Genomic DNA, 20,733 nt, shown 5'->3' on the forward strand with positions numbered 1-20,733 from the left:
ACGGCCCGCTATGAATGGCGGGTATAAAAAATAAGCGATGCTTTTACAATTGGAGGCGAATTTACCATTCACAACCCCCGGGCCGCTACTTTTTTGTCCAACAATTGCCGCTATTGGACCGGTTGATGACGGTTTCCGCCGTGTCGCGGTGCTGTCGTGATAAAGGCGGGAAACCGGGTTCGCGCCCTCGCGCCGCCCCCCTGGAATCCGGTATCATTGCGGCTTCTTCCAATCCCCCGTCGATCCAAAGGAAAAGCCAGCCCATGCTGATCCTACCCGGTAGCCCGGCTCTCTCCGCATTTCGTAAGGAAAAATTGCTGCGCGCTTTGCCGCGAGTGGAGGCTCTGTCCGCCCGTTTCATTCACTTCGTGGAGACGTCCGCGTCGTTGTCCGCCCGGGAACAGGCGGTACTCGACGGTTTGCTGAGCTATGGCCCGACGATCAGCGAGGAACCGGTGGAAGGCCGCCGGTTCCTGGTGGTGCCGCGCCCCGGCACGATCTCCCCCTGGTCTTCCAAAGCCACCGATATCTGCCATAACGCCGGCCTCGACAAGGTGTTGCGAGTGGAGCGGGGTATTGAATATCGGCTGCAGGCGGACCCGGATATCGCCCGAGCGGAGCTGGTGGCGCCGCTGCACGACCGCATGGTGGAGGCGGTGCTGGACCAGCCCGAGCAGGCCGAGGCCCTGTTCAGCCATCATCAGCCCAAGCCGCTGACCACGGTGGATGTGATCGGCGGCGGCCGCGACGCGCTGGCCCACGCCAACGGCGAGCTGGGTCTGGCACTGGCGGACGATGAGATCGATTACCTGGTGGAACGCTTCACCGCTCTGGGGCGCAACCCCAGTGACGCGGAACTGATGATGTTCGCCCAGGCCAACTCCGAGCATTGCCGGCACAAAATCTTCAATGCCGACTGGACCATTGACGGCGAGGCTCAGGAACTGAGCCTGTTCGGCATGATCCGCAACACCTACAAACACGCCAGTGAAGGCGTGCTGAGCGCCTACAAGGACAACGCCGCGGTGGCGGCAGGGCCGGTGGCGGACCGCTTCTTCCCCCGTCCGGACGACACCGAGTACCGCTACGTCAATGAGCCGGTACATATGCTGATGAAGGTGGAGACCCATAACCACCCCACCGCCATCGCGCCGCATCCGGGGGCGTCCACCGGCGCCGGCGGCGAGATCCGTGACGAAGGCGCCACTGGCCGCGGCGCCAAGCCCAAGGCCGGCCTTACCGGGTTCTCGGTCTCCAATCTGAGCATTCCGGATTTCGTGCAACCGTGGGAGGACCACTACGGCCGCCCCGGGCGCATCGCCTCGGCCCTGGACATCATGATCGAGGGGCCGCTGGGCGGTGCCGCCTTCAACAATGAGTTCGGCCGCCCGAATCTGTGCGGCTATTTCCGCACCCTGGAAATCGAAGCCCCGGGCATCAACGGGGACGAGCGGCGCGGCTACCACAAGCCGATCATGATCGCCGGCGGCCTCGGCAACATCCGTGACGGCCATGTACAGAAAGAGGGGATCCCGGCCGGTGCGAAAATCATCGTGCTGGGCGGACCGGCCCTGCTGATCGGCCTCGGCGGCGGCGCCGCCAGTTCCATGGCCAGCGGTGAGTCCGACGAGGCCCTGGATTTCGCCTCGGTGCAGCGCGGTAACCCGGAAATCGAGCGGCGGGTGCAGGAAGTGATCGATCGCTGCTGGGCCCTCGGTGACGACAACCCCATTGTCTCCGTCCACGACGTCGGTGCCGGCGGCCTCTCCAACGCCTTGCCGGAACTGGTCCACGATGCCGATCGTGGCGCCAACCTGGAACTGCGCCGGGTGCCCAGTGATGAGCCGGGAATGAGCCCGGTGGAAATCTGGTGCAACGAAGCCCAGGAACGCTATGTGCTGGCGGTGATGCCGCAAGACCTGGCGCGCTTCGAGGCACTGTGTCGGCGCGAGCGGGCGCCCTTCGCGGTGCTTGGTGAAGCCACCGAGGAAGAACACCTGACAGTGTCCGATGAGCACTTCGGCGATGCGCCGGTGGATCTGCCCATGGACCTGCTGTTCGGCAAGCCGCCGAAGATGCAACGTGCCTTCGACCGGGAGGATTTCCAGCGCCAGACCTTCACCACCGATGGCATCGAATTGCGCGATGCGGTGGAGCGGGTGCTGCGGCTGCCCACGGTGGCCTCCAAGAGCTTCCTGATCACCATCGGCGACCGTTCGGTGACCGGTCTGGTTCATCGGGATCAGATGGTGGGGCCCTGGCAGGTGCCGGTGGCCGACTGCGCGGTAACCGCCACCGGTTTCAATCCCAACGAAGCCGGGATCACTACCGGTGAAGCCATGGCCATGGGGGAGCGCACCCCGGTGGCGCTGGTGGACGCCGCCGCCTCCGGCCGCATGGCGGTGGCGGAAACCATTACCAATCTGGCCGGCGCCCACATCGGCGGCTTCGGGCAAATCCGCCTGTCCGCCAACTGGATGGCCGCCGCCGGTCACCCGGGCGAGGATCAGGCGCTGTTTGATACGGTCAAGGCGGTGGGCATGGAGCTGTGTCCGGAGCTGGGTATCGCCATCCCGGTGGGTAAGGACTCTCTCTCCATGCGGACCGTGTGGAATGAGCGTGGCATCGACAAGAGTGTCACCTCGCCGCTGTCGCTGATCGTCACCGCCTTCGCCCAGGTCAGTGATATCAACCTGACCGTGACCCCGCAGTTGCGTACCACCGAGGCCAGTGAACTGCTGCTGGTGGATCTGGGCCGTGGCCGTAACCGGCTGGCCGGTTCGGCACTGGCGCAGGTGTTTGGAAAAGTCGGCGAGGTGCCGCCGGATCTGGATGACGCCGCCGATCTGAAGGCGTTCTTCCAGGTGACCCAGGCGCTGTTGGCGGAAGGCAAGTTGATGGCCTACCACGATCGCTCCGACGGCGGCCTGTTCACCACCCTGGTGGAAATGGCGTTCGCCGGCCGGGTCGGCATCGACATCGTGCTGGACGATATAGCCGGTGATGGACCGGAAGCGGTGGCGGCCCTGTTCGCCGAGGAACTGGGCGCGGTGCTGCAGGTGCCGGAAGGCGAAGCGGAGACGGTGCGTCAGCGCTACGCCGAGGCCGGTCTGGCCGGCTGCGTGCACGCCGTGGCGCGGCTCAATGTGGATGATGTGGTGCGCGTGCGCCTGGGCGGCGCCATCCTGATGGAGCGGCCCCGTCGCGGTCTGCAACGGCTCTGGTCGGAAACCAGCTATCGTATCCAGGCGTTGCGCGACAACCCGGACTGCGCCCGCCAGGAGTTCGACGCTATACCGGACAGCAACGATCCGGGCCTGAACGTGCGGCTCACTTTCGACATGAGCGAAAACGTGGCGGCGCCGTTCATCGGCGGCGCCCGGCCCAAGGTGGCGATCCTGCGCGAGCAGGGCGTCAACGGCCAGACCGAGATGGCGGCTGCTTTTGACCGCGCCGGCTTCGCCGCCGTGGACGTGCACATGAGCGACCTGCTGGCCGGTGACGTCAGTCTGGACGACATGAAAGGCCTGGTGGCCTGCGGCGGCTTCTCCTACGGCGACGTGCTCGGTGCCGGCGGCGGCTGGGCCAAGACGGTGCTGTATCACAACGGCCTGCGTGACGCCTTCAACCGTTTCTTCTTCCGCGAGGACACTTTCGCCCTGGGCGTGTGCAACGGCTGTCAGATGCTGGCCCACCTCAAGGACCTGGTGCCCGGCGCGGAACATTGGCCGCGCTTCGTGCGCAATCTGAGCGAGCAGTTCGAGGCCCGCACCTCGCTGGTGGAAATCGGCGATTCGCCGTCCATTTTGCTGCGCGACATGGCCGGCACCCGTCTGCCCATCGCCGTGGCTCATGGCGAAGGGCGGGTGGAGATCAGCGACGCCGATCTGGCCCGCAACGTGGAGCAGCGCCTGGTGGCCCTGCGCTACGTGGACGGCATGGGCAATGCCACCGAGCAATACCCGGCCAATCCCAATGGTTCCAGCCAGGGCGCCACCGGTTTCACCACCCGGGACGGCCGCGTGACTATTATGATGCCGCACCCGGAGCGGGTGTTCCGCGTGCTGCAGAACAGCTGGATCCCGGATGATTGGCGCCGCTTCGACAATGCCCCCTGGTTCCGTATGTTCGCCAATGCGCGCAAGTGGATCGGTTAGAGGCAGTTGACAGTTGATAGTGGACAGTTGACAGCGAAAGGCGGAAGAAAGGGGTGTGGGAAGCTGGCTTGCCAGCGAATTTGCGTGTGGGCGTGCTAGCGTGTTGCGTGCAAGAGGTAGATTAAGTAACAGGCTGATCAGACACGAATATGACGGAAGAAAAGTACCATTATTTCGATATGCCGATCGGCGAGCTGCCGGAGCCGACGCCGGTGTCGGCGCGGCGCCGGGAGTTGGCCCGGGAATTGGCGGCGATCAATGAGCAGTTGGTGCGTCTGGATGCGGATGAAGCGGCGCTGGCCGCCGCCACCGAGCAGGCGCGCGCCTTGCGGCAAAGCCTGGAGGGCCATTCTCACCGCAGTATGCGCGATATTCTCGGCCGGCTGATCGTCGGCCAGGGCAGCCGTCAGGACGCTCTGGACATGGCGGACTTCGAGATTCTTTCCGGGCCCGCCAATGCCATGTCGCCGCCGATGACCTTCTGGCTCGACGGCGACACCGTGCGCGCCCGCGCCAGTTTTGGCCGCGCCTTCATGGGCCCGCCGGGCAAGGTACATGGCGGCGTACTGTCACTGGCCCTGGATATGTTGCTGGCCAAGACCCAGGATTTTGTCAGTAACGTTGGTATGACCGGCACTCTCAAGGTGCGCTACATGGCGCCGACCCCGCTGCATACCGAGGTCAGTTTCGAGGCACGTCTGGTGCGTCTGGAAGGGCGCAAGCTGTTCAGTGAGGCACGGGTTTTCGCCGATGGCGTGCAAACCGTGGCCGCCGACGGCATCTGGATTTCCTCCCAGGGGGATTACCGCCTCAAACCGGAGTATGCGCATCTGGCCAAGGACAGCGATGTGGCCTGAATCGATCATCAGGAGGACCGATGACGACTCTCTACAAGCTTTGTTTCTATGTTCCGGTGAGCCACGTGGAAACCGTCAAGGCGGCGGTGTTCGACGCCGGTGCCGGCCGCATTGGTGACTACGATCGTTGCAGCTTCCAGGTGCTGGGCCAGGGCCAGTTCAGGCCCCTGGACGGCAGCAATCCCTATCTGGGCAGTCAGGGACAGGTGGAGACCGTGGAAGAGTACCGGGTGGAGATGATTTGCCAGGCGGATTGTCTGGAACCGGCGGTTCGTGCCTTGCATGACGCCCACCCCTACGAGGAGCCGGCCATCGACCTGTGGCAGCTGGCGCCGCTGCCGGTTTGACCGACTGCCAGCCTAGATATTCTCGTCCAGCGCCGGTTTGCGCTTGAGCGGCGGGATGTCCTGAGTGCGTACCGGGAAGTCGCCGGTTTTCAGGTCCTGAAAATAAAACTTGAGGGTACGGCCGATGGTGGGAAAGGCCAGCTGATCCCAGGGAATCTCGTCTTCCGTGAACATTCCGGCATCGGAGCTTTCCTCGCCGACGCCATAGTCACCGTTGGCCATATTGCCCAGGAAAAAGACATAGACCTGGTTGATATGGGGCAGGTTGAAAATCGTATAAATGTCCCCAACCTCCACCGTGGCACAGCCTTCTTCCCAGGTTTCCCGGGCGGCGCCTTCCTGCAGGGTTTCCCCGTTTTCCATGAAGCCGGCGGGCAGGGTCCAGTAGCCCTTGCGGGGTTCAATGGAGCGTTTGCAGAGCAAAATGCGGCCTTCCCAGACCGGGATGGCGCCGACCACGATCTTCGGGTTCTGGTAGTGGATGGTGCCACAGTGGTTGCACCAATAGCGGGGCCGGTTGTCTCCTTCGGGAACCGAATACAACACTTCCTGCCCGCAATGGCTGCAATACTTCATGATCGTTCTCGCCGTGGTGAAGTACGCCAGCCTACTGGCTCGCCGGAACCCTGGCAATCCGAAAGCGGCGCTGCGCCCTTGCCCGTGGAGCGGGCGATGGTCAAACTGAGTAGTAAAGAAAGGGGAGTAACAGAGTGAAGCAGTGCTGCGAAGGTCCAATCAGCGGATGGCCGCGGGAGAAGCGCGGATGACAGACCTGGAACGCCTGCGTAGGCGGCTGCCGGATTACCGTTTGATCGAGTTGCCGCTGGATCTGCCCGAGGCGGCGGTTTTAATGCCCTTTGTCGATAAGCCGGAACCGGAATTGATCCTCACCGTTCGTTCCCGTTCCATGCCGACGCACGCCGGCGAGGTGGCCTTCCCCGGCGGCAAGCGGGATCCCTCCGACCGTAATTTGATGATGACCGCGCTGCGCGAAAGTCAGGAAGAGGTGGGGCTGGCCCGGGAAGCGGTGGAAGTGCTGGGCAATCTGTCGCCGATCCCGTCCCGTTTCGGCATGAAGGTAACGCCTTTTGTCGGCGTGGTGCATGCGGACGCGGAATTGACGCCCGAGCCCGGCGAAATCGACTCGATTTTCAACGTACCGCTGCGTTTCTTTCTGGAACAGGAACCGGATCTGACCGCGCCGGTGGAGGTGTACGGTCGCCGTCTGCGCATGCCGAACTACTATTTCGAGGATAAGCGGATCTGGGGATTGACCGCGTTCATGATCCTGGATCTGATCAATCACGTTTACGATACCGATATCCGTTTCGATGTTAGCGACGATTGAAACGGTTCAGGCAAGGACAAGAAAATGATCTACACGATTAACGACCGCCAGCTGGAATTCCGGGGCGAGGGCCAGTGGATTGCGCCCAACGCCACCCTGATCGGGTCGGTAGTGCTGGGTGAAAACGCCAGTGTCTGGTTCGGCGTGGTGATCCGCGCCGACAACGATGTCATCGAGATCGGCGATAACAGCAATGTGCAGGAAAACTCGGTGTTGCACGTGGACCCGGGCGTGCCGATGAAAATCGGCAAGAACGTCACGGTGGGCCACAAAGTCATGCTGCACGGCTGCACCATCGGCGATAACACGCTGATCGGTATGAACGCGGTGGTACTGAACGGCGCGAAGGTAGGCAGCAATTGCATTATCGGCGCCCACGCTCTGGTGCCGGAAGGCATGCAGATCCCGGACAACTCCCTGGTGATGGGCGCGCCGGCCAAGGTGGTGAAGGAAATCACCGATGGCCACAAGGCGATGATCACCATGGGCAGCCAGCACTATGTGGCCCATGCCCGTCATTTCTCGGAGCATCTGCAAGAAGATGAACGTTTCAAATAGTCCCAAGCCGGTCTCACCGTGCGTGTCGATCTGCGCGCTGGACGGTGACGATGTCTGTGTCGGCTGCTTTCGCACCGGCCAGGAAATCAGCCATTGGGGGCGCCTCGATGCGGACCGCCAAGTGGAAGTGCTGCGCCGGTGTCAGCGGCGCATGGCCGGCGAGCTGGCGCCCTGCCTGATGGACGAAGTGGTGCCGGGATGAGTACGGAACAGGAGCACAACACGCCGTCGGCGCCGCGCCTGGGCCTGGCGCTGGGTAGCGGTTCGGCGCGGGGCTGGGCGCACATCGGTGTGATTCAGGCCCTGGAGGAGATGGGGATTCGTCCGGACGTGGTGGCCGGCACCTCCATTGGTGCCCTGGTGGGTAGCGCCTACGTCAACGGTGCGCTTGATGACCTGGCGGACTGGGTGAAGACGCTGACCACCAAGGACGTGTTCGGCCTGATGGACTTCACCCTGTCCGGCGGTGTGGTCAAGGGTGAAAAACTGTTCGGTTTCTTCGAGGAGCGGCACAGCAACCCCAACATCGAGGATCTGGAGCAGCGTTTCGTCACCGTCGCCACGGACATGAAGAGCGGCCGTGAGATCTGGATCAGCAAAGGGCCGATTCTGCAGGCGGCAAGGGCGTCCTGTGCGTTGCCGGGGCTGTTCACGCCGCTCAAACACCAGGGGCGCTGGATGCTGGACGGTGGCCTGGTCAATCCGGTGCCGGTGTCCGCCGCCCGCGCCTTCGGTGCCGATGTGGTCATCGCCGTCAACCTCAATGCTCAGTTGGTGGGCGCCCACCTGTCCCGGCAGAAACCGCCGGAGGAGAACGGCGCCACCGAGGAAGAGCACAGCCTGTGGCAGAAGATGGCGAACTACTTCACCAGTGGTGACGGCCAGGCTCCTGGCTTCTTCGACGTTATCGCCTCCAGCGTCAACATCATGCAGGACCGCATCACCCGTTCCCGCATGGCCGGCGACCCACCGGAAATCACCCTGATTCCGCTGCTGGAGGATTTCGCCCTGATGGACTTCCACCGCGCCAAGGAAGCCATCGACGAAGGCCACCGCCTGGTCGAGCGCCATGCCGGCGATATCAGAGCGTGGATGGGAGGCAGTTGACAGTTGATAGTGGACAGTTGACAGCGAAAAACAAAGAAATGCGGATCCGCAATGGGTGTTTGCGTATCAGCAACTGTCGGTTTCAATCGCCACGGTTTTCTTTAGAGGCAAAGAGGCCGTCCTCAAGTTTTGTGCGCGGCCTCTCAAATTCTAGATTGCTCCGCCTTTTTTCTGAACCGGCCCCAAAAAAGTAGACACCTTCATTAACGAGGAAGGTGTATGCAATTTCGCAGCAAGCGTCGGTTTAGTGACGCGTTCAAACGCGAGGCCGTTGAGGCCTCGCTGTCCAGCCCACAGACACAAAGACAGATCGCTGCCAAACTAGGGGTTCATCCGACCTTACTGAGCCGCTGGCGGCAGGAGTGGATTGTGGGTAAGTCATCCTCCAAGAAACCGGTCCGTAATGCGGGCCCGACCAAGAGCCTTGAGGAGCTGGAGCGGGAAAATGCCCGCCTGAAGAAACAGCTGAAACGGGCGGAGATGGAGAGGGACATCCTAAAAAAGGCGGACGAGTACTTCGCCAAGCTCCAGAAATGAGGTTTGCCTTCATTGACGGGCACCGTGACCGCTGGCCAGTGACGGTGTTGTGCGAAGTACTCGACGTATCTCGGGCGGGGTATTACCGGTGGTGCCACGCCCCCTGCCGGCCCAGCGCCCGGCGCCAACGGTGGCGGACCTTGCAGACGTTCCTGCTGGAGCAGGCGAAACAACAGGATGGGGTGCCGGGTTACCGCAAGCTGTGGTTGGATGCGCAGGCGGCAGGCTTTGCCTGCGGCAAGAATCAGGTTCAACGGCTGCTACGGGCCTGCGGATACCGTTCTAGCGTGGCGACGAAACCGGGGCATCGGCGCCCCAGCAGCGGGTTGCCAGTGCTACCGAACCTGCTGAACCGTCAGTTCAATGTAGCTCACCCCAACCAGGTGTGGGTGTCGGATATTACCCAACTGCCGTGTCAGGAGGGTTGGCTGTATGTGGCGGTGATCTTGGACCTGTGCACCCGTCAGGTGGTGGGTCGAGCGCTGGGGCGGGTCAACGACTCGGGCCTGGTGCTGCGTGCTCTGGAGCAGGCCTGGGCGTGCCGTCAGCCTCGAGGAAAAGACCTGCTGTTCCACTCGGATCAGGGCGTCCAATACCGCAACGAGGCGGTGATGGGCTGGCTCAATGACCGGGATGTCACGATCAGCATGTCGCGCCCGGGCAACTGCTGGGATAACGCCTGTGCGGAGAGCTTCTTCGCCTTGTTGAAGAAGGAGTGGACGAAGCGTCTAGGGTTGATCGGCCGGGACGAAATGGCCGATGAAATCCAGTACTATACGGACCACTTCTACCCCAAAGTACGGCGCCACATGACGTTGGGAGGGCTCACCCCCAACGACTATGCGGCTACTTTATAATCGGTGTCTACTTAAATGGGGCCAGTCCATTCGCGCAGCTGTCAACTGTCCACTATCAACTGTCAACTGTCTTTTTCCTCACTCTCGCCGCCTTAACCATATTGTCCTTCACCTGCAGGATCTCGATCAGGTAGTCCTCCACCCGCAATGAAATGTTGGCGTCGGGAATCGATTGCAGGTGTTCGAGGATCAGGCCGTTGAGGGTACGCGGCCCGACGATGGGGATGTCCCAGTGCAGCGCCCGGTTGATGTCGCGCAGATTGGCGGAGCCGTCAACGACGAAGCTGCCGTCTTCCTGGGGCAGGATGTCCGGATTGGTGGTGGCGGCCTGGTCGGAAGTGAACTCGCCGACGATCTCTTCAAGAATATCTTCCAGGGTCACCAGGCCCATCACGTCGCCGTACTCGTCCACCACGATGCCGATACGGCGTTTGGCGTTCTGGAACTGGATCAACTGGCGGTTCAGGGACGTGCCTTCGGGAACGAAGTAGGGCTCCACCGTGTACTGCATCAGCTCCGCTTTGTTGATTTCTTCCTTGAGCAGCAGGCGGCTGAGCTTGCGCAGGTGCAGGACGCCCAGCATGTCGTTGGGGTCGCCGCGGTAGACCGGCAGACGGGTGTGCTGGCTGGTGCGCAGGGTGTTGAGGATGTCGTTCATGTCGTCATCCAGATCGATACCGATCATCTCGTTGCGCGGAATCATGATGTCCTCGACGGTGACGCTTTCCAGGTCGAGGATGTTCAGCAGCATCTTCTGGTGCTTTTCCGGGATCAGGCCGCCGGCCTCGTTGACCACGGTGCGCAATTCCTCGGGGCTGAGATGGTCTTCCTCGGCGCCGTCGGTGCGCACGCCGAACAGGCGCAGGAACAGGCCACTGATGCCGTTGACCAGCCACACCAGCGGCGCCAGCAGCCATTGCAGTGGCTGCAGCAGGAGACTGGCGGGGAACGCTACCCGTTCCGGTTTCATGGCCGCGTAGGTCTTCGGCGTGATCTCGGCGAACACCAGCATGATCAGAGTGATGGCCACCGGCGCCACCGCCGCGCCGGAGTCCCCCAGCCAGCGGATCGCCAGGATCGCCGCCACCGTGGCGGCAAAGTTGTTGACGAAGTTGTTGCCGATCAGGATCACCGACAACAGCCGGTCGGTACGCCGCAGCAGTTTTTCCACCCGTCCGGCGCCGCTGTGGCCTTGCCGGGAAAGGTGGCGCAGCCGGTAGCGGTTAATCGCCACCATGCCGGTTTCACTGCTGGAGAAGAAAGCGGAGAACAGGATCAGAATGATCAGGGTGATCACTAACCACCCATCCGGGATGCTGGTCAAGAGACAGTCGTTTGGTTGCTGTTTGGCCGGCTATTGTTCGGTGCCGGGTTCCGGGGTGTCAAGCGATAACCGCGCCGTCGCGATCAGCGCCGCAGGATCACTTCCAGCACCAGTTGCGTGCCGAAGAAGGCCACCAGCAGCACGGCGAAGCCGGCCAGGGTGAAGCGCACCGCGGTCAGGCCACGCCAGCCGCGCAGATGGCGGCCGAACAGCAGCACCGCGAAAATTACCCAGGACACCAGGGTCAGCACGGTTTTATGGACCAGGTGCTGGGCGAACAGGTCATCCACGTAGAGGAAGCCGAACAGGATCGCCAGGGTCAGCAGGCATTCGCCCAGCCACAGGGCGTCGAACAGCATCGATTCCATCATCTGGATCGGCGGGAACAGCCGCATCACACCGCGGATGTGGCCGTCCTTGAGCTGGCGGTGCTGGACCCACAGCAACACCGCCTGGCAGGCGGACAGCGCCAGCACCGCGTAAGCAACGATGGACAGCAGCACATGCATGCCGATGCCATGTTCCAGCGGATGGGCCACATAGCCGGTATGCAGCCACAGCGCCGCCGGGATGGTGGCGGCGGCGAACGGAAACACCAGGGCACTGACCCACTGAAACGGCCTGAGCAAGCTGGACAGCACCACCAGGGCGGCGCCCACCAGCGCCACCGCCGAGGCCACGGGAAACAGGCCCAGCAGCAGCCCCTGCGGCGTGATCAACTGGGCGTACAGCGTCAGCGCATGGGCGATCACCGCCAGACCGCCGGGGATCAGAATGGCCGCTTTTGAAGGCGAGGCTTGCCCCCGGAACTGGCGGTACACCAGTATGGACGCCAACACGTACAGGGCGGTGGCGGGCAAGCCGAAGGCCAGGGCAGGAGTCATAGGTTCCATGTGGTTTTCCGGGAAAAGCCGCGGAAGTCTGGCACAGCTGCCCCGGCTTTTGAAGCGTTCGCCATGACGGCGGTGGGGTGCCTGCCCTATAATCGCGCCCTGTCGCCGTTTTCCGGGCCGGAAGGCGGCCACCCGATTCAGGAGGTTGATGATCATGTTCGAGAATCTCACCGAGCGCCTGGGCCAGTCGCTGAAGGGCCTGGCCGGCCAGGGACAGCTCAACGAGGACAATATTCGCGATACTTTGCGCGAGGTACGCAAGGCCCTGCTGGAAGCCGATGTGGCGCTGCCGGTGGTCAAGGAATTCGTCGAACAGGTCAAAGAGAAGGCCCTGGGGCAGGAAGTCCTGCAAAGCCTGAACCCCGGCCAGGCGTTCGTGAAGATCGTCAACGACGAACTGGTCCACACCATGGGCGACGCCAACGACGCCCTCAACCTGGCCACCAAGCCGCCGGCGATCATCCTCATGGCCGGCCTGCAGGGCGCCGGTAAAACCACCTCCGTGGCCAAGCTGGCGCGCTTTCTCCAGGAACGTGAGAAGAAGAAGGTGATGGTGGTGTCCGCCGACGTCTACCGTCCGGCGGCGATCGAGCAGTTGAAAACCCTGGCCGGGGAGGTGGAGACCCACTTCTTCCCGTCCACCGGGGATCAGGATCCGGTGGATATCGCCAACGCGGCTCTGGCCGAGGCCCGCCGCCGTTACATGGACGTGCTGATCGTCGATACCGCCGGTCGTCTGCACGTGGACGACGCCATGATGGCGGAGATCAAACGGCTGCACGCCGCCATCGAGCCGGCGGAAACGCTGTTCGTGGTGGACGCCATGACCGGTCAGGACGCCGCCAACACCGCCCAGGCGTTTAACCAAGCGCTGCCGCTGACCGGGGTGATTCTGACCAAGGCGGACGGTGACTCCCGCGGGGGCGCGGCGCTGTCCGTGCGTCATCTCACCGGCAAACCGATCAAATTCATCGGCATGGGTGAGAAAACCGATGCTCTGGAGCCGTTCCACCCGGACCGTATCGCCAGCCGGATTCTCGGTATGGGTGACGTGCTGTCCCTGGTGGAGGAAGCCGAACGCAAGCTGGACAAGAAGAAAGCCGAGAAGATCGCCAAGAAGTTCAAGAAAGGCCGGGCGATGGACTTCGAGGATCTCAAGGACCAGTTCCAGCAGATGCGCAACATGGGCGGCATGGCCGGCCTGCTGGACAAGCTGCCGGGCATGGGCAACATGATGCAGGCGGCCCAGGATCCGGCGGCGCTGAAGAACATGAAGCACATGGAGGCGCTGATCGACTCCATGACGCCCAAGGAGCGCCGCAACCCGGATCTGATCAAAGGGTCCCGCAAGAAGCGCATCGCCGCCGGCGCCGGGCTGGAGATTCAGGATCTCAATCGCCTGATGAAGCAGCAGAAGATGATGGCGAAGATGATGAAGAAGATGCGCACCAAGGGCGGCATGAAGAACATGATGCGCGGCATGGAAGGCATGATGGGCGGGCAGGGTGGCCCGGGCGGCGGCATGCCTCCCGGTGGTATGGGCGGTGGCGGCGGTGGTCTGCCGCCGATGTAAGGAGGGAGAGGGTGAAACAGTCTCTGTTCTTGCCTTCCCCGCCAACCCCGCGTAAAATCTGCGCCCTTCGCGCCCTCCGGTCCATTCGGAGGGAACTTCAAGCGGATACGATGGCCGGACGATGAGCGTTCGGCCGGGACACCGGATTGAAACAGGACTGAAAAATGCTGGTTATTCGTCTCGCCCGTGGTGGCTCCAAGAAACGCCCTTTCTACCAAATCATTGCCACCGACAGCCGTAACGCCCGTGACGGCCGCTTCATCGAACGTCTGGGTTACTTCAACCCGATCGCCCGTGGCGGTGAAATCCGTCTGAAAGTGGACCTGGAAGCCGTGGACCAGTGGGTTCAGAAAGGCGCCCAGCTGTCCGACCGGGTCAAAACCCTGGTCAAGGAAGCGCGCAAGAGCGAGAGCGCTTGAGCATCCTGGCTCTCTGACCAGACCCATGGGATCTCAATCGGACAAGGTGATCGTGGGCCGCGTCATGGCGGTACATGGCATCAAAGGCTGGGTGAAAGTCTATTCCCACACGGATCCCATGGAGAACATCTTCGAGTACCAGCCCTGGTATCTGAGCAAGGGCCGGGATTGGGAAGAAGTGAAACTGGCTGGCGCCCGCCCCCAAGGCAAGGGGTTGGTCGTCGCCTTTGACGGTATCGGTGACCGCGAGCAGGCGGCACGGGAACTGGTCGGCCGGGAAATCGCCGTGTCGGAGTCCCTGTTGCCCCGTTCCGGAGACGGTGAGTTCTACTGGCGGGACCTGATCGGTCTGCGGGTGCTGCTGCCGGACGGCCGTGATCTGGGCCGGGTGGATCGGCTGATGGAAACCGGCGCCAACGATGTGCTGGTGGTGATCGGCGATGCCGACAGTCTGGACCGCCGTGAACGGCTGCTGCCCTGGGTGCCGGACGACGTGATTGTCGACGTTGCCCTGGAGCGCGGCGAGATTCGCGTGGACTGGGACCCGGAATTCTAGAGCCACGGCGGACGTGGACAGGGAGGCGCTCAATGCGAATCGCGCTGATGACGCTGTTCCCGGAAATGACCGGGCTGGTGACCGGCTTTGGCGTGACCCGGCGGGCCATCGAGAGCGGCCGGCTGAGTCTGGAAGCGGTCAATCCCCGGGATTTCACCGATGACCGCCACCGCACCGTGGACGATCGCCCCTTTGGCGGCGGGCCGGGCATGGTGATGAAAGTGGAGCCCCTGGAACGCGCGCTGAGCGCGGCCCGGGAGCGAGTGGGCCCGGCCCGGGTGATCTACCTGTCACCTCAAGGGCGGCCACTGACCCAGCGCAAGGCCCAGGAACTGGCCGCCGAACCGGCATTGATCCTGGTGGCCGGTCGCTACGAAGGGGTCGATGAACGCTTTATCGAAGCGCGGGTGGATGAGCAGATCTCCATCGGCGATTACGTACTCAGCGGCGGTGAACTGCCGGCGCTGGTACTGGTGGATGCCGTGGCGCGCCTGTTACCGGGAGTGCTGGGGCACGAGGATTCGGCAGCCCAGGATTCGTTTTCCGGCGAATTGGAAAACCTGCTGGACTGTCCGCACTATACGCGGCCCGAGGAACACCAGGGCCGGGTGGTGCCTGATGTCTTGCGTAGCGGCGATCACGAGCGGATTCGCCGCTGGCGCTTGAAACAGGCACTGGGACGCACCTGGCGGTGGCGTCCCGACTTGCTCGAAGCCCGCCGCGCCAGTGGCTGGACCGAGGAAGAACAGCGGCTTCTCAATGAATACATTGAGGAGTACGAGCAGCAATACAGCGATCAATGAACCAAGGAGCACGCCATGAGCGGCAAGAAACCCCTGATTCAGGAAATCGAACAGGCACAGCTGAAAAGCGACGTGCCGGTGTTCGGTCCCGGTGACACCGTCACCGTTCAAGTAAAAGTGAAAGAAGGCGCCCGTGAGCGTCTGCAGGCATTCCAGGGCGTGGTGATTGCCCGCCGTAACCGTGGCCTGAACTCCAATTTCACTGTCCGTAAAGTCTCCCACGGCGTGGGTGTGGAGCGGGTATTCCAGCTGCACAGCCCGCTGGTCGACTCCATCGAAGTCGTCCGCCGCGGTGATGTTCGCCGCGCCAAACTGTACTACCTGCGTGAGCGTTCCGGTAAATCCGCCCGTATCAAGGAAAAAATCCGGTAATACGCTACTCGCTCCGGTTGCGAGCTATTGTCGCTTCAGCCTTTGCTGTAGGGCATTCGGAAGCGACCTCTGGCCGAGCAAGGATGCTCCCACCGGACATAAAAAGGCCGCCCCTCCAATGGATGGGCGGCCTTTTTGTTTTGCATCGGAGGGTTAGCGTTTAGCCAGCAACCGGTACAGGAACAACAGCACTAATGCACCGACGATGGCGGTAATGATGCTGCCGATCGATAACGAATTTGATGCCGCTCCCGCGCCGATCCCCAACAGAGAACCGAGCCAGCCGCCGACAAAAGCACCGGCGATACCAATCAAAATGGTAATAATGAAGCCGCCCGGATCCTTGCCCGGCATGATCCATTTTGCGATCACACCCGCGATCAGACCCAGTACGATCCAAGAAAGAATTTCCATAGGGCACTCCTTACCTCTGGTAACTCAAAGCCCCTTGAGTATGCCCCGTATGGATGCACGACCCGGGTAATAAATAGTAAAACCCCAGCTTGCTGAGAGTACCGCATGGCGCCAGAATCGCGGAAACGAAACGGGAAATAGGTTATGACGGACCTGTCCGAAGCCCGGCAACGGCTGGTGGATGCCTGGCTTGACAATCAATGGCTGGAGCGGGGTCTGAGCCGTAACACCCTGGAAAACTATGGCCGGGACCTGCGCCAATTCGGAGATTGGCTGAACAGGGAGGAGCACACCGCGCTGGAGCGGTGTCAGCGCTATCAATTATTACAGTTCCTCGCCCACCGCCATGAACAGGGATTGGGGGCGCGATCGGTGGCTCGCCAGCTTTCCGCGTTGAAGAGTTTTTTCCGCTGGCTGAAACGGGAGGGGCGTATCGACGAGGACCCCACCCTGAACGTGGCGCGCCCCAAGACCGGCCGGGCCTTGCCGAAGAGCCTCAGCGAGGCCGATGTGGAAGCGCTGCTGGCGGCGCCGGACCTGGACGATCCGCTCGGTCTGCGCGATCGCGCCATGCTGGAGGTGTTGTACGCCTGTGGTCTGAGGGTGTCGGAGCTGGTCGGCCTGACCCTGGGGCAGGTCAATCAGCGCCAGGGGCTGGTGCGGGTGGTGGGCAAGGGGGACAAGGAGCGGCTGGTGCCCCTGGGGGAAGAGGCTCTGCACTGGCTGGCGCGCTATCTGCGGGAAGCCAGACCCTTGCTGATTCACCCGGATCAGGATGTGCTGTTCCCCAGCCGTCGCGGAGAGACAATGACGCGCCAGGCATTCTGGTACAGGATCAAACAGATCGCGGTCAGCGCGGGGGTGCAAAAGGCGTTGTCACCCCATACACTGCGCCATGCGTTCGCGACACATTTGCTCAACCACGGGGCCGACCTGCGGGTGGTGCAGTTGTTATTGGGGCACAGTGATTTGTCCACCACACAGATCTATACCCATGTGGCGCAGCAGCGGCTACAGACGCTTTATGAGCAACATCATCCCCGGGCGGGAACTTGAGCGCCTGTTGCCACTCAAATAACGATAATCGCCGCAGGGGGCGGCGTACCATTGGAGAATGTCATGAAAAGGATGATGATGGCGGCCCTGGGATTGGTCGCGGCCACCCTGGCGGTGGCGGATTCGGGGGTGGATGAGAAGGCGGTAAGGAAGAACTTCGCCGACACCTATCCTCAGTTCACAGTCAGTAAGATCGAGCCGGCGCCGGTGGACGGCATGGCCCAAGTGGAACTCAAGGGCGGCGGCGGAAGCCAGTGGGTATACACCAGTAGCGATGGTCGTTTCATTTTTACCGGTGAGCTGATCGAACTGCGCGACGGCAAGCCGGTGAATCTGGCGGAGGAGCGCCTTGAGAAGGTGCGCAAGGCCGGCCTGGCCAAGGTCGACAGCAAGCGCATGATCACCTACGCCGCCGATGATCAGAAGGCGGAAATCTACGCCTTTACCGACATCACCTGCGGCTTCTGCCGCAAGATGCATGAGCACATCGAGGAGTACAACGAGGCCGGGATCACCGTGCACTACCTGGCATTTCCGCGCGGCGGACCGGCGTCTGAGGCGGCCGAGAACATGCGCCACATCTGGTGTGCCAAGGATCGGGCCAGTGCGCTCACCGATGCCAAACTGAAAGACAAGATCGTCGAAAACAAGCTGGGCAGCTGCGCCGGCCAGGTGAACGACGAATACGCCCTGGGCATGGAGTTCGGAGTGAGAGGCACGCCGGCTATCTACACCGCCGAAGGCACCCAACTGGGCGGTTATCTGACTCCGGAGCAAATGCTGCAGCGACTGCAGCTTTAAGCGTCTGTTCGCGGGCCTCCCAGCCCTCGGGACACATTGACGGCGCCCCTTGGCGCCGTTAATGTGTCCGGCTTCCAGTAACCCCGCCACGGCCCGTGACGTGCCCGTTTCGGTACGGTCCCGGACCGCGCCATCTTTTTTGAAGGATTCAGCCGTGGAAGCCGATTTTCAGCGTATTCGCCGTTTGCCGCCTTATGTCTTCAATATCGTTGGAGAGCTGAAGAAGGCGGCGCGAGCGCGGGGTGAGGACATCATTGATTTCGGCATGGGCAATCCGGACCAGCCGACCCCGCCGCACATCGTGGAAAAGCTGGTGGAAACCGTGCAGCGCGGTGATACCCACCGCTATTCCCAGTCCCGTGGCATTCCCCGTTTGCGCAAGGCCATCACCGACTGGTACCAGCGCCGCTACAGCGTGGCACTGGACCCGGAATCCGAGGCCATCGTCACCATCGGCTCCAAGGAAGGGCTGTCGCATCTGGCGCTGGCCACCATGGGCCCCGGCGACACCGTGATGGTGCCCAATCCCAGCTACCCGATCCACCCCTACGGCTTTGTCATCGCCAACGCCGATATCCGCCATGTGCCGCTGGTGCCGGGCGTGGATTTCTTCGAGGAACTGGTGCGCGCGATCAAGGAAGCCTGGCCGAAGCCGAAGATGCTGGTGCTGAATTTCCCCGGCAACCCCACCGGCCAGTGCGTGGATCTGGATTTCTTCGAGAAGGTGGTGGCGATCGCCCGGGAATACGGTATCTGGGTGGTGCACGATATCGCCTATGCCGATATCGTTTTCGATGGTTACGAGGCGCCGTCGATCCTGCAGGTGGAAGGCGCCCGCGACGTGGCGGTGGAATTCTTCTCCCTGTCAAAGAGCTACAATATGCCGGGTTGGCGGGTCGGCTTCTGCTGCGGCAACAAAGAGCTGATTCACGCCCTGGCGCGCATCAAATCCTATCTGGACTACGGCACCTTCACGCCGATCCAGGTAGCCGCCATCGCCGCTCTGGAAGGCGATCAGAGCTGTGTCTCCGAAATTCGCGATCTGTACCTGAAACGCCGTGACGTACTCTGCGACGGCCTCAACGACCTGGGCTGGACGGTGGAAAAGCCCCGCGCCACCATGTTCGTCTGGGCCCGGATTCCGGAGCCTTACCGGGCACTGGGATCGCTGGAATTCTCCAAGAAGCTGCTGACGGAGGCTGGCGTGGCGGTCTCGCCGGGCGTCGGCTTCGGCGAATACGGCGACGACCATGTGCGCTTCGCCCTGATTGAAAACGAGCAACGTACCCGTCAGGCGCTGCGGGGCATCAAGAAGATGTTCCGCGCCGACGGGCTGATCGCGGGCTGACGCCGTCGGCTCCCATGCATTACATGCACCCTGGATTACACATATTCTGGAGAGGACCAAGTGAAGTCGATTAAGGTTGGGATCGCTGGCCTGGGCACGGTGGGCTCAGGCACCGTCAATGTACTCAAGCGCAATGCGGGGGAGATTGCCCGGCGCGTGGGTCAGCCCATTGAGATCGCTCACATTGGTGCGCGGCGTGAAAATCCCGCCTGCGACATTAGCGGTATCCGGGTGTCCCGGGATGTGTTCGACGTCGCCAACGACCCGGATGTGGACATCCTGGTGGAACTGATCGGTGGCACCGACGTCGCTCGCGAGCTGGTGCTCACCGCCATCGGCAACGGCAAGCACATCGTCACCGCCAACAAGGCGCTGATCGCCGAACACGGCAACGAGATCTTCCTCGCCGCCCAGGAACACGGCGTGGACGTGGCCTTCGAAGCGGCGGTGGCCGGCGGTATCCCGATCCTCAAGGCGCTGGGCGAAGGGCTGGCCGCCAACCACATCAACTGGGTGGCGGGCATCATCAACGGCACCGGTAACTACATCCTCACCGAAATGGAGCAGGGCGCGCGCGGCTTCGAAGAAGTGCTGGCGGAAGCCCAGGCGCTCGGTTACGCGGAAGCCGACCCCACTTTCGACGTGGAAGGCGTGGACGCCGCCCACAAGCTCACCATTCTGGCCTCCATTGCCTTCGGTATCCCGCTGCAGTTCTCCAAGGTCTATATGGAGGGCATCAGCCGCATCACCATCGAGGACGTCAACAGCGCCGCCCAGTTCGGTTACCGCATCAAACACCTGGGGATCGCCAGGGACACCGGCAACGGTATTGAGCTGCGCGTGCACCCCACGCTGATTCCACAGGAAATCATGCTGGCGGCGGTGAACGGCGTGATGAACGCGGTGATGATCGATGGCGACGCGGTGGGCCCGACCCTGTATTACGGCGCCGGCGCCGGCGCTGAACCCACCGCCTCGGCGGTGGTGGCGGACATCATCGAGCTGGGCCGTGAACTGACCGTGGATCACCACGAGCGGGTGCCTTATCTGGGGTTCCATACCGACCAGATGTCCGACGAGCCGGTGTTGACCATCGAGGATGTCTCCTGTGGTTACTACCTGCGTCTGCATGTCCAGGACAAGGCCGGCGTGCTGGCGGACGTGACCCGCATTCTCAGCGACAACCGCATCAGCATCGAGGCCATGGTGCAGAAGGAAGTGGACGAAGGGCTGGTACCCATCGTCATCCTGACCCACCGGGTGCGCGAGGGCGACATGAACGAAGCGCTCAAGCGAATCGCTGCCCTGGACACCGTGGATAACGATATAATGCGTATTCGCGTGGAAACGCTGGACGCTTGAAAAGACGACACGATTAATACCCGTGGGGCCCGTATCCGGGCCTC

General features: G+C 62.3%; 21 protein-coding genes. 17 read left to right on the top strand and 4 right to left on the bottom strand.

Going from position 1 to position 20,733, the window contains the following annotated elements:
• Positions 1–263: 263 nt before the first annotated feature.
• The 3 genes from purL to B5T_RS06890 all read left to right on the top strand — a co-directional run bounded on the left by purL (position 264) and on the right by B5T_RS06890 (position 5,361).
• Positions 264–4,157, top strand: coding sequence for a phosphoribosylformylglycinamidine synthase (gene purL, locus B5T_RS06880; protein WP_014993764.1), 3,894 nt, complete (start codon positions 264–266; stop codon positions 4,155–4,157).
• Positions 4,158–4,306: 149 nt separating this feature from the next.
• On the top strand, positions 4,307–5,014 hold the full coding sequence (locus B5T_RS06885) for a PaaI family thioesterase (protein WP_014993765.1): 708 nt from the start codon (positions 4,307–4,309) through the stop codon (positions 5,012–5,014).
• A gap of 20 nt (positions 5,015–5,034) precedes the next feature.
• Positions 5,035–5,361, top strand: a complete 327-nt coding sequence (locus tag B5T_RS06890) for a Nif3-like dinuclear metal center hexameric protein (protein WP_014993766.1) — start codon at positions 5,035–5,037, stop codon at positions 5,359–5,361.
• A gap of 12 nt (positions 5,362–5,373) precedes the next feature.
• On the opposite strand, the gene B5T_RS06895 is transcribed toward B5T_RS06890, so the two are convergent.
• Positions 5,374–5,937, bottom strand: a complete 564-nt coding sequence (locus tag B5T_RS06895) for an NUDIX hydrolase (protein WP_014993767.1) — start codon at positions 5,935–5,937, stop codon at positions 5,374–5,376.
• Between the two features lie 187 nt (positions 5,938–6,124).
• Between B5T_RS06895 and B5T_RS06900 the strand changes: the two genes are divergently transcribed.
• The 5 genes from B5T_RS06900 to B5T_RS06925 all read left to right on the top strand — a co-directional run bounded on the left by B5T_RS06900 (position 6,125) and on the right by B5T_RS06925 (position 9,768).
• On the top strand, positions 6,125–6,709 hold the full coding sequence (locus tag B5T_RS06900) for a CoA pyrophosphatase (protein ID WP_229682989.1): 585 nt from the start codon (positions 6,125–6,127) through the stop codon (positions 6,707–6,709).
• 24 nt (positions 6,710–6,733) lie between these two features.
• The gene (locus B5T_RS06905; protein WP_014993769.1) at positions 6,734–7,267 is read left to right on the top strand and encodes a gamma carbonic anhydrase family protein; all 534 of its coding nucleotides are present in this window, start codon (positions 6,734–6,736) and stop codon (positions 7,265–7,267) included.
• The gene (locus B5T_RS06910) at positions 7,251–7,469 is read left to right on the top strand and encodes a DUF1289 domain-containing protein (protein WP_041716921.1); all 219 of its coding nucleotides are present in this window, start codon (positions 7,251–7,253) and stop codon (positions 7,467–7,469) included. Before B5T_RS06905 ends, B5T_RS06910 begins: the two co-directional genes overlap by 17 nt.
• A complete protein-coding gene (gene rssA, locus B5T_RS06915; protein ID WP_014993771.1) occupies positions 7,466–8,374 on the top strand; it encodes a patatin-like phospholipase RssA in 909 nt (302 codons plus the stop codon). Before B5T_RS06910 ends, rssA begins: the two co-directional genes overlap by 4 nt.
• 219 nt (positions 8,375–8,593) lie before the next feature.
• A protein-coding gene (locus B5T_RS06925; RefSeq protein ID WP_085942833.1) for an IS3 family transposase occupies positions 8,594–9,768 on the top strand; the annotation gives its coding sequence in 2 pieces (ribosomal slippage) (positions 8,594–8,885 and positions 8,885–9,768; 1,176 coding nt in all).
• A gap of 55 nt (positions 9,769–9,823) precedes the next feature.
• Here the strand turns inward: B5T_RS06925 and B5T_RS06930 are convergent.
• Positions 9,824–11,065, bottom strand: a complete 1,242-nt coding sequence (locus B5T_RS06930) for an HlyC/CorC family transporter (protein ID WP_014993772.1) — start codon at positions 11,063–11,065, stop codon at positions 9,824–9,826.
• A gap of 110 nt (positions 11,066–11,175) precedes the next feature.
• Positions 11,176–11,985, bottom strand: a complete 810-nt coding sequence (locus B5T_RS06935) for a cytochrome C assembly family protein (protein WP_229682929.1) — start codon at positions 11,983–11,985, stop codon at positions 11,176–11,178.
• Between the two features lie 154 nt (positions 11,986–12,139).
• Here B5T_RS06935 and ffh point away from each other — a divergent pair, with 154 nt between their 5' ends.
• From ffh to rplS, 5 genes are all read left to right on the top strand, one after another.
• On the top strand, positions 12,140–13,558 hold the full coding sequence (gene ffh, locus B5T_RS06940) for a signal recognition particle protein (RefSeq protein ID WP_041716923.1): 1,419 nt from the start codon (positions 12,140–12,142) through the stop codon (positions 13,556–13,558).
• Positions 13,559–13,722: 164 nt separating this feature from the next.
• Entirely contained in the window at positions 13,723–13,977 is a 255-nt protein-coding gene (gene rpsP, locus B5T_RS06945; RefSeq protein WP_014993775.1) for a 30S ribosomal protein S16, read from the top strand.
• A gap of 25 nt (positions 13,978–14,002) precedes the next feature.
• Positions 14,003–14,533, top strand: a complete 531-nt coding sequence (rimM, locus tag B5T_RS06950; protein WP_051015454.1) for a ribosome maturation factor RimM — start codon at positions 14,003–14,005, stop codon at positions 14,531–14,533.
• A gap of 32 nt (positions 14,534–14,565) precedes the next feature.
• On the top strand, positions 14,566–15,336 hold the full coding sequence (gene trmD, locus B5T_RS06955) for a tRNA (guanosine(37)-N1)-methyltransferase TrmD (RefSeq protein WP_014993777.1): 771 nt from the start codon (positions 14,566–14,568) through the stop codon (positions 15,334–15,336).
• 15 nt (positions 15,337–15,351) lie between these two features.
• Positions 15,352–15,708, top strand: coding sequence for a 50S ribosomal protein L19 (rplS, locus tag B5T_RS06960; protein WP_014993778.1), 357 nt, complete (start codon positions 15,352–15,354; stop codon positions 15,706–15,708).
• A 153-nt stretch (positions 15,709–15,861) separates the two neighbouring features.
• Here the strand turns inward: rplS and B5T_RS06965 are convergent, their stop codons facing one another.
• A complete protein-coding gene (locus B5T_RS06965; protein WP_014993779.1) occupies positions 15,862–16,122 on the bottom strand; it encodes a GlsB/YeaQ/YmgE family stress response membrane protein in 261 nt (86 codons plus the stop codon).
• A 144-nt stretch (positions 16,123–16,266) separates the two neighbouring features.
• Between B5T_RS06965 and xerD the strand changes: the two genes are divergently transcribed.
• From xerD to B5T_RS06985, 4 genes are all read left to right on the top strand, one after another.
• Entirely contained in the window at positions 16,267–17,178 is a 912-nt protein-coding gene (gene xerD / locus B5T_RS06970; RefSeq protein WP_014993780.1) for a site-specific tyrosine recombinase XerD, read from the top strand.
• 63 nt (positions 17,179–17,241) lie between these two features.
• Entirely contained in the window at positions 17,242–17,979 is a 738-nt protein-coding gene (locus B5T_RS06975; protein ID WP_014993781.1) for a DsbC family protein, read from the top strand.
• 154 nt (positions 17,980–18,133) lie between these two features.
• Complete coding sequence (gene alaC, locus B5T_RS06980; RefSeq protein ID WP_014993782.1) at positions 18,134–19,327, top strand: alanine transaminase; 1,194 nt, start codon at positions 18,134–18,136, stop codon at positions 19,325–19,327.
• 60 nt (positions 19,328–19,387) lie between these two features.
• Positions 19,388–20,689, top strand: a complete 1,302-nt coding sequence (locus B5T_RS06985) for a homoserine dehydrogenase (RefSeq protein ID WP_014993783.1) — start codon at positions 19,388–19,390, stop codon at positions 20,687–20,689.
• Positions 20,690–20,733: the final 44 nt, after the last annotated feature.

Origin of the sequence: Alloalcanivorax dieselolei B5 (assembly GCF_000300005.1) — a bacterium.
Taxonomy (GTDB): Bacteria; Pseudomonadota; Gammaproteobacteria; order Pseudomonadales; family Alcanivoracaceae; genus Alloalcanivorax; species Alloalcanivorax dieselolei.